Annotated in this window: 11 protein-coding genes and 3 pseudogenes; 9 read left to right on the top strand and 5 right to left on the bottom strand. The window is 60.6% G+C overall.

What is annotated here, in order from left to right:
* Positions 1–33: 33 nt before the first annotated feature.
* Together NKK52_RS08155 and NKK52_RS08150 are read left to right on the top strand one after the other, a co-directional pair.
* Positions 34–810: an OmpA family protein gene (locus tag NKK52_RS08155; protein ID WP_084567736.1), complete on the top strand. Its 777-nt coding sequence runs from the start codon at positions 34–36 to the stop codon at positions 808–810.
* 40 nt (positions 811–850) lie between these two features.
* Entirely contained in the window at positions 851–1,141 is a 291-nt protein-coding gene (locus NKK52_RS08150) for a hypothetical protein (RefSeq protein WP_023670626.1), read from the top strand.
* A gap of 94 nt (positions 1,142–1,235) precedes the next feature.
* Here NKK52_RS08150 and NKK52_RS08145 read toward each other — a convergent pair.
* Positions 1,236–1,499, bottom strand: a pseudogene (locus NKK52_RS08145) (M20/M25/M40 family metallo-hydrolase); the annotation flags it as partial.
* On the opposite strand from NKK52_RS08145, the pseudogene NKK52_RS08140 reads away from it, so the two are divergent.
* Positions 1,499–2,080 (top strand): annotated as a pseudogene (locus tag NKK52_RS08140) (BtpA/SgcQ family protein); the annotation flags it as partial. The pseudogenes NKK52_RS08145 and NKK52_RS08140 overlap by 1 nt on opposite strands.
* A gap of 19 nt (positions 2,081–2,099) precedes the next feature.
* Positions 2,100–2,360: pseudogene (locus NKK52_RS08135) on the top strand (Zn-dependent hydrolase); the annotation flags it as partial.
* Between the two features lie 697 nt (positions 2,361–3,057).
* On the opposite strand, the gene NKK52_RS08130 reads toward NKK52_RS08135, so the two are convergent.
* A complete protein-coding gene (locus NKK52_RS08130) occupies positions 3,058–4,242 on the bottom strand; it encodes an acyltransferase family protein (protein ID WP_031204457.1) in 1,185 nt (394 codons plus the stop codon).
* 428 nt (positions 4,243–4,670) lie between these two features.
* Between NKK52_RS08130 and NKK52_RS08125 the strand changes: the two genes are divergently transcribed.
* Both NKK52_RS08125 and NKK52_RS08120 read left to right on the top strand, forming a co-directional pair.
* Positions 4,671–6,848: an adenylate/guanylate cyclase domain-containing protein gene (locus NKK52_RS08125; RefSeq protein WP_023822754.1), complete on the top strand. Its 2,178-nt coding sequence runs from the start codon at positions 4,671–4,673 to the stop codon at positions 6,846–6,848.
* Positions 6,849–6,950: 102 nt separating this feature from the next.
* Positions 6,951–9,131 carry an adenylate/guanylate cyclase domain-containing protein gene (locus NKK52_RS08120; RefSeq protein ID WP_352628654.1) on the top strand — a complete coding sequence of 727 codons (2,181 nt, stop codon included), beginning with the start codon at positions 6,951–6,953 and terminating at the stop codon, positions 9,129–9,131.
* 15 nt (positions 9,132–9,146) lie between these two features.
* On the opposite strand, the gene NKK52_RS08115 is transcribed toward NKK52_RS08120, so the two are convergent.
* Positions 9,147–9,650 (bottom strand): YHS domain-containing (seleno)protein, encoded by a 504-nt coding sequence (locus NKK52_RS08115; RefSeq protein ID WP_023707420.1) that lies wholly within the window; start codon positions 9,648–9,650, stop codon positions 9,147–9,149.
* Positions 9,651–9,662: 12 nt separating this feature from the next.
* Positions 9,663–10,253, bottom strand: coding sequence for an ankyrin repeat domain-containing protein (locus NKK52_RS08110; protein ID WP_023695862.1), 591 nt, complete (start codon positions 10,251–10,253; stop codon positions 9,663–9,665).
* Between the two features lie 1,611 nt (positions 10,254–11,864).
* Here NKK52_RS08110 and NKK52_RS08105 point away from each other — a divergent pair.
* The 3 genes from NKK52_RS08105 (at position 11,865) to NKK52_RS08095 (ending at position 12,666) form a co-directional block, all read left to right on the top strand.
* Positions 11,865–12,071 (top strand): CsbD family protein, encoded by a 207-nt coding sequence (locus tag NKK52_RS08105; RefSeq protein ID WP_023690464.1) that lies wholly within the window; start codon positions 11,865–11,867, stop codon positions 12,069–12,071.
* Between the two features lie 70 nt (positions 12,072–12,141).
* The gene (locus NKK52_RS08100; RefSeq protein ID WP_023697507.1) at positions 12,142–12,321 is read left to right on the top strand and encodes a hypothetical protein; all 180 of its coding nucleotides are present in this window, start codon (positions 12,142–12,144) and stop codon (positions 12,319–12,321) included.
* A gap of 54 nt (positions 12,322–12,375) precedes the next feature.
* Positions 12,376–12,666 carry a helix-turn-helix domain-containing protein gene (locus tag NKK52_RS08095; protein WP_031203328.1) on the top strand — a complete coding sequence of 97 codons (291 nt, stop codon included), beginning with the start codon at positions 12,376–12,378 and terminating at the stop codon, positions 12,664–12,666.
* A gap of 42 nt (positions 12,667–12,708) precedes the next feature.
* Here the strand turns inward: NKK52_RS08095 and NKK52_RS08090 are convergent, their stop codons facing one another.
* Positions 12,709–13,116, bottom strand: coding sequence for a hypothetical protein (locus tag NKK52_RS08090; RefSeq protein WP_156936055.1), 408 nt, complete (start codon positions 13,114–13,116; stop codon positions 12,709–12,711).
* Between the last annotated feature and the right edge of the window lie 5 nt (positions 13,117–13,121).

Below are 13,121 nucleotides of genomic sequence, written 5' to 3'. Positions count from 1 at the left end.
AGTAGATTAAGTCCGCGTGGAGGCGCCAAGACAATGAAGAAATCACTCGGCCTTGTTCTGGCATTTATTGTCATTACCGGATGCGCAATGTCTTTCGGCGCGGCCGCCCAGGAACGCGACGTGGGGTCTAAATGCACGCAGTGGAATGCACATCGCGTCCTCTTCAAAAAAGGTGAAGGCAAGATATCCGAGGAATCCGCGAAGGCCCTGGCGGCTTTCGTCAAGGATGCTGGGCATGATTGCGGCTACCGGCTCTACGCAACGGCGAGCAAGGAAGGCAACTACAACAAAGCCTACGACATCGCTGGTCTCAGGCTCGATGCAACCGGCGATTTTCTCAAGGCGCAAGGCGTCAAGCCCGAAATGGTGCTGGTGCTTTCGCATTGGGTTGACGACGGCGCCGCCGACACCAATACGGCGCGGAGCGCGATACTGTACACGCTGCCAAAGCAAGGCATATCTTGCCGGCAATATGAGAAGCGCAGCCCTGTGCAGGTCGACCTGTTTTTCTATAGCCAGTCCTATGTGATTTCACCGCGGGTCAAGGCCGACCTCGAGAAGTTCGCCGCCAGCATCCGAGACTCACGTTGCAATGTCGAACTGACGGCTCTCGCGGCCATGGAACTCACCGGCGCCGACGCTGCAAAGACAAACAAGGAACTGGCCAAGCAGCGCCTGAAGGCGGTCGAGGATATCTTGACCGCAGCCGGGATCGACAGCGATCGTCTGGTAGACACGAAAGTCGAGTACGTTGGCGACCAGAAGCCGAACGGCGTTCGCAGTCGTCTGGCGACCGCGTCCCTGATGTAACAGCTTGCCAGATTGGCTGACCCGCGACGGACCCGCAACGATGTGGGGCTACGGCGCACCACACCTGACGCTGGACGGCTGGAAGGCACACCTCGACCAGTTACTCGCGATCGGCACGGGCAAGGTCCATGGCGGGCGTGGGGATTCCCTGCCGGTGGCCGAGGCGGCCCAGCAGATCGCTATGTCGACAAGCCGACGAGATCGTCACCGCCTTATCAACCACGGCGTCAATGACGGCCCAGGGATCTGGTGGGCTTTTCTGCTGGGGCAGGTGTTGAATGTGGGCCGATCATACGTCCGCGATCAATCCGCCGCAGCTCGGCGGCCTTGACCACCCGTTGCAGCCCGCCGACGTCACGAAATGACGGACGGGCACCTCCACAGGTTGCCTCTTCACGCCAGCACGCCTGTGCCACCGTCGCTGCCTAAGAGGCGGCGACGGTGGCCGCTTGAAGCAGAACCCGCGCGCCGGTAACCGCGTAGGCAGGCTCCACATATTCCGCCTCGTTGTGGCTCAGCCCGTCACGGCACGGCACAAAGATCATCACGGCAGGCGCCACCCGGGCGAGGAACAGCGCGTCATGGAATGCACCCGAGATCATCTGTTTGTGCGGCAGCTGTAGGGTATTGGCGGCCTCCTCGACGGTTTTGACCATATCGGGAGAGAATGCCGCCCCCGGCATGTCGAACTTCAGCCTATATGTCCGTCGTCTCCGACCGCATCCGCCGCGAACTCGGCCGGCCGATCGGCATCAATGTGCTTGCCAATGCCTCCATTCCCGCGCTGTCGATCGCCAGTGCCTCCGGTGCAGCCTTCGTGCGCGTCAACCAATGGGCCAACGCCTATATCGCCAATGAGGGCCTTATCGAAGGCGAAGCGGCGCGCGCCATGCGTTTCCGCGCTAAACTTCGGGCCAACGGCATCCGCATCTTCGCCGACGCGCATGTCAAGCATGGCGCCCATGCGATCGTCGGCGACCGGCCGATCGAGGAGCAGGTCAAGGACCTCGTGTTCTTCGATGCCGACGCGGTGATCGCCACCGGCCAGCGCACTGGCCACGCCGCCGACCTCAGTTACATCAGGATGATCAAGGACGCCGCCGGACTGCCGACGCTTGTCGGCAGCGGGGTGACACCCGACAACGCCAACGATATCTTGGACATCGTCGACGGCGTCATTGTCGCCAGCTCGCTGAAACATGATGGAGTGTGGTGGAATCAGGTCGATCCGCAACGGGTGAAGGCCTTCATCCGCGGCCTCAAGCGGTGACTTTAGTGTCGGAGATGAGATCGACGGCGAGCGGCTGCTGGGCCGGCTCGATGCCTTCGCCCGGATCGGCGCGACGCCAGCCGGTGGCGTAAACCGACAGGCGTTCAGCATCGAGGATCGCGGCGCCCGGCGCCTGTTGGCGGAATTGGCGCTCGCGCGCGGCTTCGCGGTTTTCCAGGACGCCATGGCAAACCTTTTCATCCGCCGCGAGGGCACGGATGCCACCCTGCCGCCGCTGCTTATCGGCAGCCACCTCGACAGCCAGCCGACCGGCGGGCGCGAGGCAATGGCGAAGCTGATCCAAACGGCAGACGCGAGGCGCATCGCTTTCGTCGAATGTGCCCGCACTCGTGCACCAACGCGAAAGTTGCATGTGGCAGGGGCGCTCAACTCTCGGCAATAAGACGGCCCGCCGCTCTCGGCCCAGACGCGGCGGGCTTTTGCTTTGCAGATGCACCCGATCGAGGGCTGGCGCAATCCATTGATCCGAAGACTACAGCAGGATGTGGGCCTTGTGCCCGATCAGACCAGCCAAGATGATTATCACCGCCAAAACCACTGCCCATGAACAGGTTGCGGGCGACAAGCGCCTTTTCTCCCCGCGTACCGCTTGATCTCGCCAGCGCTTAGCCTAGTCAGCCCCTATGTTCATCTTGATCATCGGTTCGGTTGCCTTATCCACCACAGCAGGAAATCGCCGCGACATGCGCCAGCGCAGGGGAAGGGTTTGCCTGCCCGTTCCGGCTGAGTCGGCGCACCGTCTTAAGCTGAACTTCGGAAAAATTCGTCAAAGCGACAGTTGACGACAAGCTGATCTGGCCCTGTCTCATTCTCGTGGCCTCGCGCTTGTCGCCAATTACATCTACGACAACATTATCCGGTCCCTGCTGCGGCATCGGCCTTCATCTCGCCGCACACAAGAGGGCGTGACACAGTCGTAGGTGAATTCAATCGAGGGAACTGGCTGACTTGGCGCCCTACTCCGCCGGGGTCTTCTCGAGCACCGGCGCAGTTTTCCGGCCAAAGCGCTGGACGACGAAGCGGCCCGCCTTCTGGCCGGGGACCTCGATCAGAGTGTAGGTGATCCAGGACAGCAACGTCACCGTCGGCAGCACAACGGCAACGACGATGGCGAAGCGCAGCGGCGCCGACAATTCGTGGCCGAACTCACTGATGACGAACGCCGCGACGGGCTGCAGCACCAGCAGATGGATCAGGTAGATGCTAAAGGAAAGCTCGCCCATCAGGTGGAAGAACCGGTTGCTGAGCGTCACGGCGATCGCTCGCGCCAGGGTTCCCGCCCTTCCAGGCAGCATGCGGTAGAGAACCAGGGCAAAGAAGCCCGCCACCAGCGCTTCGCGCACCAGAAGCTTGCCCAGCCCCTGATCGCCGCCAAAGGGCAGCGCCGCCAGCAGCAGCGCCAGTGCCAAGTACAGGATAGATCGCGGCTGGCTCTGATGCACGACTCCGGCCAGCAGCATCCCGCACAGGAATATCTGCATCTTCAGCGGCAGAAAGGACGGCATCGGAAAATGGATCGACAACAGCCGCATCGCAAACACGATGACGCAGCCGGCCGCCGCGACCACAAGGGCGCTCCTGATCCAGTCCAGCCTGCGCACCAGCAGCATGACGGCCGGGAACACGGCATAGAACTGCATCTCCAGCCCCAGGCTCCAGTCAGGCAGCGGCGTGCGATAGGCGAGGCTCGGCACCAGCCCAAACAGGAAGGTGAGATGAGCGACGATGTTTTTCAGGCTGCCGTCGAGGTAGCGTTCCGGCGCCTGGTGCGATCTGGAGAGGAAATCGTCGATGATGATCCTGCAATCGTAGAGATAGGGGCCAAGCGCCAGCGCCAGGAAAAGCATGACATAGAACAGCGGCGCAATCCTGAAATAGCGGCGCGTCCAGAATTTCAGCCAGGTTTCCGGTCTTTGCCAAGGCTCCTTTTCCTGGCGCAGCTGATAGTGGAACACCATCAGGAAGCCGGACAGCATGATGAACAGGTCGACGCCGAGATCCGGCTCGCTGACGATCGGAATTTGCCAGCCGGTCAAAAGCATGCAGTGCCCGACCAGCCCCCAGATCGCCGCAAGCGCGCGAAGCCCGTCCAGGCATTCGATGCGCGACGATTTGATGATGCTGGTTTCGTAGCTAGCCATGTTGCACTGCAGCATGGCGCCTGAGGAGCGATTGTCAACCCGGTGAGAGATGACGAATTGCGGTTACGATGGCGGATGCCGAATTGTGCCGATCTCCTCGCCGGACAATAGGCTGAACGGACAGGCAGCTTTCAGGAAACCGTCAGCGCGGCCTGAACGACCGAAATGAGGCGCATTGCTGACCGGCAGCCTTGGGGCCGGGACCAGTAAGTCCGCTTGTGGCCAGTTAAGAACGACAGAGGCCGATCTCGACCCACATCAGCCATGCGGCAACATCCGGTTTCGCACAAGGCTGAGCCATGAGGGCAATGTCTTCAAAACGACGTGGTTGCATTATCGCTGTCCAGTAGGCCAAGCATGCTCGCATTCGAAACGCCAGTCGAATACGCTCAGCGAAGCTTTGAGCTAGGGAGGCAGGACAACCGCACATGGAGCGAAGGCTTACCGCGATCCTTGCTGCCGACGTGGTCGGCTACAGCACGCTCATGGGCGAGGATGAGGTCGGCACGCTCGAACGACTGAAGGGTTGCCGTCGAGAACTGGTCGACCCCGCGATCAAGGAATTCCACGGTCGGATTATCAAGCTCATGGGAGACGGGGCGCTGGTCGAATTCGCCAGCGTCGTTGATGCCGTCCAATGCGCTGCCGCGATTCAGCGCCGGATGGCTGTCCGAGACCCGGGCACCTCCGACCCCCGCCACATCCGGTTTCGCATCGGCGTCAATCTCGGTGATGTCATCGTAGAGGAAAATGACATCTACGGCGATGGCGTCAACATCGCCGCGCGCCTCGAGGCTATGGCCGAGCCGGGGGGTGTATGTATCTCCGGAACCGCATTTGATCATGCCGTTCACAAGGTTGATGTCGGCTTTGCCAGTCTTGGCGAGCAGCGCCTCAAGAACATCGCCGATCCGGTTCGCGCCTATCGACTGCTGCTGGATCCCGCAGCATCGGGAAAGGTCACGGCCGCGCCACACCGGCCGAGCTCGCGCGTCATCATCCTGGCAGGCGCCGCCGCCTTGGCGATCGCCGCGATTGCAGGCATTTTCGCATGGCAGAAGTTCTCAGTGCCATCGCGGCCATCGGTTGCCGTGCTGCCGTTTGCAAACCTCGGCGGCGATCCAGGCCAGGACTATTTCGCTGACGGCATCACCGAGGATCTGATCACCGACCTCACCAAGCTGTCCGGTCTGGACGTCATCGCGCGCAACTCGGTGTTCGCCTACAAGAACAAGCCTGCAGCGCTGGCGGACGTCGCGCGCGACCTTGGCGTCCGCTTCGTTGTCGAGGGGAGCGTCCGCCGCACCGGCGAGCAGATCCGCCTCAATGCCCAGCTCATCGATACGGCAACGGGCGACAATCTGTGGGCCAACCGGTTCGACCGTGGCATGGCCGGCGTGTTTGCCGTCCAACACGAGATGAGCGGCGAGATCGCCAAGGCGCTTGGCATGCAACCTTCGGCAGCGGAAAGCGAGCGCATGGCGCGGCCGCCGACCGAAAACCTCGAAGCCTACGACTTCTATCTTCGTGCCGAGCAGACAGCACGGACCGGTCGGCGCGACGGCCTGCGGGAGGCGCTCACGCTCTACGACAAGGCCGAGCAGCTCGACCCCGCTTTTGCGGAAGCCTTCGCGGCGGATGCAAGCACGACGGTGTATATCTGGCGTGAATCGTTCAATGACATCATGCAGAGCGCACCTGCGCGCAAGCGCGCCTATGAGAAGGCGAGCCGAGCTTTGCAACTCGACCCTGACCTTTCGTCGCCCTATGCTATTCTTGGGATCATGCAGGTCGTGGATCGCCGCTACGAGGAAGCCATCGCTTCGGTCGAGCGAGCCGTCGCACTCGGCCCCGGCGATGCTGAGACGCAAATAGCCCTGGGATACGTGCAACTGTTCGCCGGCAGTCATGCTGAGGCTGCCGAAGCGGTCGAGACGGCGCTCAGGCTCGATCCCAACCTTTCACCTGTAAACCGGCAAATTGCCGGTCTGGTCTTTCTAATTCAAGGGAGCAACGACAGGGCGATCGAGGCCCTCGAACGCACCCGCGACGATGCGCCGTCAGTCGGAGATTTCACGATCACGCTTGGTGCCGCCTACGCCCGCGCCGGCCGCCTGCAGGATGCCAGGGCGGCAGTGGCCGAGGGGCTAGGTGCCATGTCCACACCAGGTTTCGATTCATTGTCCGCATACCGACTCAACGGTGCCCAATATCGTAACCCGCAGGATTTGGCTCTCATCGTCGACGCGTTGCAGCAGGCGGGCTTGCCCGAATGGCCGTTCGGTTTCACCGGCGATGAGCACAACCGCTTGAAGGGCAAGGAGATCGCCTCGCTGGTGCTGGGCCATACTCTGCAGGGTCAGCTTGAGCCCGGTCTCCAACCAGCCTTCCTCCAGATCGGGAGCGACGGCAAGGCAGCCTTCCGCTCCACGACGCGGCTGGTCACCGAGACCGTCCGTGTCGATGGCGACTTATTGTGCGAGCTGAGCGAGAATATGTTCGGGCGCCCCGACTGTGGACCCGTCTATAAACGCGGCGACGATGGAGGCGGCGGCTATTCCTTCGTCAACTCAAGCAAGGTGTTTCACTTTACGGTTGTTCAGTAGAAGCACACGCGCGTCATAACGGACGCACACACTCGCGTCCGATGCGGGACTAGAATAGGCTGCGCGAAGCCGCTTGATCGACCAAGGAGGGCGCAGGCAGGTATGGAGCGAAGGCTTACCGCGATCCTTGCTGCCGACGTGGTCGGCTACAGCACGCTCATGGGCGAGGATGAGGTCGGCACGCTCGAACGACTGAAGGGTTGCCGTCGAGAACTGGTCGACCCCGCGATCAAGGAATTCCACGGTCGGATTATCAAGCTCATGGGAGACGGGGCGCTGGTCGAATTCGCCAGCGTCGTTGATGCCGTCCAATGCGCTGCCGCGATTCAGCGCCGGATGGCTGTCCGAGACCCGGGCACCTCCGACCCCCGCCACATCCGGTTTCGCATCGGCGTCAATCTCGGTGATGTCATCGTAGAGGAAAATGACATCTACGGCGATGGCGTCAACATCGCCGCGCGCCTCGAGGCTATGGCCGAGCCGGGGGGTGTATGTATCTCCGGAACCGCATTTGATCATGCCGTTCACAAGGTTGATGTCGGCTTTGCCAGTCTTGGCGAGCAGCGCCTCAAGAACATCGCCGATCCGGTTCGCGCCTATCGACTGCTGCTGGATCCCGCAGCATCGGGAAAGGTCACGGCCGCGCCACACCGGCCGAGCTCGCGCGTCATCATCCTGGCAGGCGCCGCCGCCTTGGCGATCGCCGCGATTGCCGGCATTTTCGCATGGCAGAAGTTCTCAGTGCCATCGCGGCCATCGGTTGCCGTGCTGCCGTTTGCAAACCTCGGCGGCGATCCAGGCCAGGACTATTTCGCTGACGGCATCACCGAGGATCTGATCACCGACCTCACCAAGCTGTCCGGTCTGGACGTCATCGCGCGCAACTCGGTGTTCGCCTACAAGAACAAGCCTACAGCGCTGGCGGACGTCGCGCGCGACCTTGGCGTCCGCTTCGTTGTCGAGGGGAGCGTCCGCCGCACCGGCGAGCAGATCCGCCTCAATGCCCAGCTCATCGATACGGCAACGGGCGACAATCTGTGGGCCAACCGGTTCGACCGTGGCATGGCCGGCGTGTTTGCCGTCCAACACGAGATGAGCGGCGAGATCGCCAAGGCGCTTGGCATGCAACCTTCGGCAGCGGAAAGCGAGCGCATGGCGCGGCCGCCGACGAGCAATCTCGAGGCCTATGATTACTATCTACAAGCCGAGACGGCGTCACGCAGCGTCCTGCAGGCCGGGCTGCGGGAGGCGCTTGCGCTCTACGACAAGGCGGAGGAGCTTGACCCCGCCTTTGCCGAAGCCTTCGCGGCCGACGCGCGCACCACAATCTATATCTGGCGGGAGGCCTTCAACGACGTCATCCAGAGCGCGCCAGCACGAAAGAGAGCATATGAGAAGGCGAGCCGAGCTTTGGAACTCGACCCTGACCTTTCGTCGCCCTATGCTATTCTTGGGATCATGCAGGTCGTGAATCGCCGCTACGAAGATGCGATTGCCTCTGCCAAGAAGGCTGTTTCAATCGGTCCGGGCGATGCAGAGGCGCAAGCAGCCCTTGGATATGTTCAGTTCTACGCCGGCAATCATGCCGAGGCAGCCACTGCGGTCGAGACGGCGCTCAGGCTCGACCCCGACCTCTCAGCGATCAACCGGGAAACTGCTGGGCTGGTTTTTCTGCTCCAGGGCAATGTCGAGAAAGCGATCGAGACTCTCGAGCACACACGCGACGATGCGTCCACGGTTGGCAACTTTCGGTTTACGCTCGCTGCGGCGTATGTCCGCGGCGGCCGCCTACCGGATGCGAAAGCCGCAATCGCCGAGGGGCTCCGCCTCGTAGCAGGGTCCAGCTACGTGGACTCTTTGGCTGGGTGGGAGATGACTCATGCACATTTTCGGAATCCGCAGGATCTGGCGATACTCGTCGCCGCACTGCGCCAGGCGGGCCTCCCCCAATGGCGCTTCGGCTTTACCCCGGCCGAACAGGACCAGTTAAAGGGTGCCGAGATCGCGTCCCTCGTCATTGGCCATACACTGCAAGGCCAGATCGAACCCGGTCTCCAACCAGCCTTCCTTCAGATCGGAAGCGACGGCAAGGCGGCCTTCCGCTCTACGACGCGGCTAGTCACCGAGACCGTCTACGTCGATGGCGATCTGTTGTGCGAGCAGAGCGAGAACCTGTTCGGTCGCCCCGACTGTGGTCCCGTCTACAGACGCAACGACGCCGCCGGCAAAAGCTACTCCTATGCCAATACAAGCAAGGTGTTTCACTTCACCGTGGTTCGGTAGACGCACACGTGCGTCTCAATGATAGTGATCGAGTTCCAAATTGGCCGCGACCTTCGGCCAGTTGGCATCGGCTTTCGGGATATTTTCAGCTGCATGCGCGGCGAAATCATCCGCATTGTCGACGTCGTAGATCAGGTAGAGCTTGCCGTCGATAATCTTGAATGCCTCAGGATCGACATTGACCGTGACCCCCCCGCCCACGACTTCGCCGGCGCAGTACCCGCCATATTGAGGAGCGTACTTGACCGGTTCGCTCATGAACATTTCCTGGTGTTTCTTGCTGGCGAAATGCCAAGGTGTCCCCAGCCATTCATAAGTGAACTCTTCGGAGCCCTTCACGGCCTTGCCGTCAGTGAAGTAAGCGACCGTGTCGTAGCCCATGATCGCCACACCACCAAAATAGCCGGTGTTTACCGAATCGTCGGCACATGCCGATCCCGCGCCGGCGACCACAGCTACCGCGACCAGGGCAGCCGTCCCCAAACTCCGAACCAGTCGTGGCTTGATCATCGTGCTCATCTGTATCCTCCGTTAATCGTGGATCTCGGCGCACTTCGCCGCGTTCGCCTCGCCAAGAATTTTGGCTTGGCAGGTAGCACCATGGCGTTTGAAAAGTCGTATGATATCCGTGTTGCCCTTCCAGAATGCGCGCGTTATCGGCATGTAGCCATGCCCCTCGGCATGGTTCACATTGGCACCTTTCGCAATGAGGAACTCGGCCAGTTCAATGTGGTTTTCCTCGCCGGCCACCAGCAACGGCGTAGCACCCGCCTTGTTGGCGGCATCGTCGAGCACCGCGCCTTTTTCCAGCAGCAGCTTGGCGATCGGCAGGCTGCCCGAGAAGGCCGCCGCATGAAGCGGGGTAAAGCCGCCCGAGTTACGCGCCATGATGTCGGCACCCTTGGCCAGCAAGAAGTCGGCGATTTCCGGCTGGTTATCGAGCGCTGCAGCGATGAGCAGCGTTGCCTGGTCGCGCGCCCGGCTGTCGACGTCGGCACCGCCTGCCAGGGCTTGCTCCACGGCACCCTTGTCGCCGGCGGCGATGGAGTCGAACAACTGCTCACCTGCGGCTGCTGTTGTAGCCGCCAAAACCAGCATTCCAAGTGCCAGCAATCCGCGCATTGTGCAAGGTAGCATATTAGCTTGTGGTCATACAATCTGTCCTGGGCACATCAGGTGGATCCAAGGCGGACGGCGCGGCCAGACATAGCGAACGCGGCCCAGGGCGGGAAGGCGTTAGTGCTACTGGCTTCGTCAGTACGGCACCAATCCAGGCTGAATTTTGAAGAGCGTCGATTACCGAGGCGCCGAGCGGCGTCGAGCGTAACCGCCTGTTGCTCCGTTGGGATAGCCGGTAAGCGCAAAGGTGGCCGTTGGCGGAAGTGTCCGCTTTCGGATGCAACTATGGCTTGCTCAATGACCGACATGGGGCGTTTCGTAACCGGCGTATGTAAGGCAAGAACCCCCATCGGAGTCCGTGAGTTCGACCTGGAGGATGATACCACCCCCGAACAGGCGTCATCGATCATACAGAAAGATGACGCACGACAGTCGCCAGTGATCGGGACCGACGAGACCGCGAAACAGATAGTCGCTCTGCTTCAGCGCGTCTCTCGCTGATTTCGTCAAGTTGCTCGCTTCGGGGGAGCTTCCAATCCTAGACGAGAAGACTGATCGCCAGCGAAAGCGACGGCATCTGCTTCATATTCGAATGCTCGGGAATACGTTTCACCGTTCCTCCCTATGATGCGAACAACCCACTCGCCCAACGAATGGCGGATCTCTAAGAAGAGGGAAGACGAAGGCGGCGGCCGGTACGTGACGCTGTGCAATGCCCTCGGGAGGCCTGTCCCGCCAAAATCGGCACCATCGGAGGAATGAACTTCACGCATGCACTGACTCCCGAGACCGCGAGTCAATTAGCGCGTGCTTAATTAGTTCCAGAACGTTTTAACGAATCGTTGACCGCGCTGTCCCATTATAGGACGGCGCGGTCAAACCCCAACCTTGGCTGCGCAGGCGGCTTCGGCATTGAGTTCCACCCCGAACTGTCGGAGCCGCCACCCACATTTCACAATTTACCAGCAATGGTTGAATCAACCGTTACTGCACGTGCTTTCAATGGCGCTTCCCTGATCGTTAGACTTTGACGGAACAAACAGGGGATTCACAGGTTCGGCGTTCGAGACTCGACCGATGGAAGCGATCTTCGATGACATCGCCAACGCCCTCAGAGCGCCCCGCCAAGACGTGTGGCGCCCTGTCCGGCGCCTTCGCCATCGATATGGTCGGCGAACTCAACTCCCCACGTACGCCGCGTCCTGGCTGCGTCAAGGAAGCTCTTGGAACAGATGGCCGAACGCGAAGACCCCCCGCCGCCAAGTTGAGGCGGCTTCTATGGAAATCCGCTCATCTGACGCCAGAGCAGCGCTGGCAGGTCCATCAACCGGCTACCCTCAGAAGCAGTGCGACACCGACTCCATAAGGGATGAACACAGCCGCCAACGCGACCCAGATGCCCGGATCGGCGAGCACGTGCATTTCCTTGCGAAGCTGTTCCAGACCAACGGCAAAAGGCCGGCTGTGTTCCCAAACCGGAAAAGGCCGGCGCACACATGCGGTCGACGGGCATTAGGTTCCATTGCTAGATCACAAGCAAGCGCGCTTACCTGCAGCGGAACCTGACAGCCATACGACCGTTATTCGAAAGGACAACGAAAGGAGATCGCCATCATGGACTGGAATCGCGTCGAAGGAAATTGGAAGCAATTCAAAGGTAAGGTCAAGGAGCAGTGGGGCAAGCTCACTGATGATGATCTCGACCGCATAGCCGGCAACCGCGATCAGCTCGAAGGTACGATCCAGGAACGCTACGGCATTGAGAAGGATCGCGTGCGGCGAGACGTCGACGACTGGTATGGTCGACAAGACTCGTATTAGGACGGTGCGCCGTTCGGATCGACCTTGTCGGCTTCCAGCCGCGTTGATCTCCACAATGGAGATTGTAGAAATGTCCATCCACAAAGAAGACTATCGAACGAACAAGGCTGACTACCTGATAGCGAAAAGGCCAGATCTGGTTGAGAAGACCAAGCCGAAAAAGAAGACGTTGCGGCGTGACGATCAGCGTTCCGCAAAGTTATTGGAAAACCCCGCCGCGTTACCCGAGAGGCCGGCATCACGCCGTTAGAAATCGCAGAAGGTCAAGAGGAACATTTAAGCGATATTGAATGTTCGACTGTTTATGGACAGCCGAACCGTACTCTCAGCAGATCAATCCAGAGCAGCACGAGCCCTACTGAACTGGTCGCGTGTGCGACTTGCCGCAAAGGCAGATCTTAGCGAAATGGCCATCAGCGATCTTGAGAACGGATTCAGGAAATCGCGTCCCCACAACATCGCGGCGATCCGCAAAGCGTTTGAAGACGCCGGAATCGTCTTCACCGTCGAAGGCACTCCATCGCTCGCCCGCTCAGAAGGTGGCAGCGGCCTCGCCACCGACAATAGACAGTGGCGCCGGCGGCAGAGAAAATAATAAGGGCGAAAAGCCTACTCAGGAGCGTCTTAGGCTCGGAACTCATACCGGAAGGCTCGCAATGCGGAGCGCTGATTTACGGCTTTGAAGATTGCCGATCTCGTCGACCAAGGTCAGGCCGCTCAATCTGCGATCGAACTCTATGGGCTTGAAGCGCCGACCGCCGTGGCGCACTGCGCTTTGGAGGCACATTTCGACGGCCGACCAAATGACTTCCGCTTTTGGTGCGATGTCTTTCACCAACTGAGAAGACCAAACTGACGGAACTTTTGCCGCGGAATCGTGTTCGTTCGAGCATGACCAGAATAGCAGCCCTTGGCCCACGCATCCCCGGCAAACCACATTCGCCGGCAGACGGACAAGACCGTTTCGACCTTTGGCCCGATATGCGGCCAGCAGGTTGACCGCCGCGACTTCCGTCAAGTGATGTGGCACGAGCAACCAGATCACGAGCC

The organism is Mesorhizobium sp. C277A (assembly GCF_040324395.1).
GTDB lineage: Bacteria > Pseudomonadota > Alphaproteobacteria > Rhizobiales > Rhizobiaceae > Mesorhizobium.
Note: the sequence above shows the minus strand (reverse complement) of the source record. Positions and strands in the feature narration are given on the sequence as shown.

Coding starts and splice junctions, on each gene's coding strand:
- NKK52_RS08120 (WP_352628654.1), top strand. CDS start 6,951: ATGGAGCGAAGGCTTACCGCGATCCTTGCTGCCGACGTGGTCGGCTAC.
- NKK52_RS08115 (WP_023707420.1), bottom strand. CDS start 9,650: ATGAGCACGATGATCAAGCCACGACTGGTTCGGAGTTTGGGGACGGCT.
- NKK52_RS08105 (WP_023690464.1), top strand. CDS start 11,865: ATGGACTGGAATCGCGTCGAAGGAAATTGGAAGCAATTCAAAGGTAAG.
- NKK52_RS08130 (WP_031204457.1), bottom strand. CDS start 4,242: ATGGCTAGCTACGAAACCAGCATCATCAAATCGTCGCGCATCGAATGC.
- NKK52_RS08155 (WP_084567736.1), top strand. CDS start 34: ATGAAGAAATCACTCGGCCTTGTTCTGGCATTTATTGTCATTACCGGA.
- NKK52_RS08150 (WP_023670626.1), top strand. CDS start 851: ATGTGGGGCTACGGCGCACCACACCTGACGCTGGACGGCTGGAAGGCA.
- NKK52_RS08125 (WP_023822754.1), top strand. CDS start 4,671: ATGGAGCGAAGGCTTACCGCGATCCTTGCTGCCGACGTGGTCGGCTAC.
- NKK52_RS08095 (WP_031203328.1), top strand. CDS start 12,376: ATGGACAGCCGAACCGTACTCTCAGCAGATCAATCCAGAGCAGCACGA.
- NKK52_RS08110 (WP_023695862.1), bottom strand. CDS start 10,253: ATGCGCGGATTGCTGGCACTTGGAATGCTGGTTTTGGCGGCTACAACA.
- NKK52_RS08100 (WP_023697507.1), top strand. CDS start 12,142: ATGTCCATCCACAAAGAAGACTATCGAACGAACAAGGCTGACTACCTG.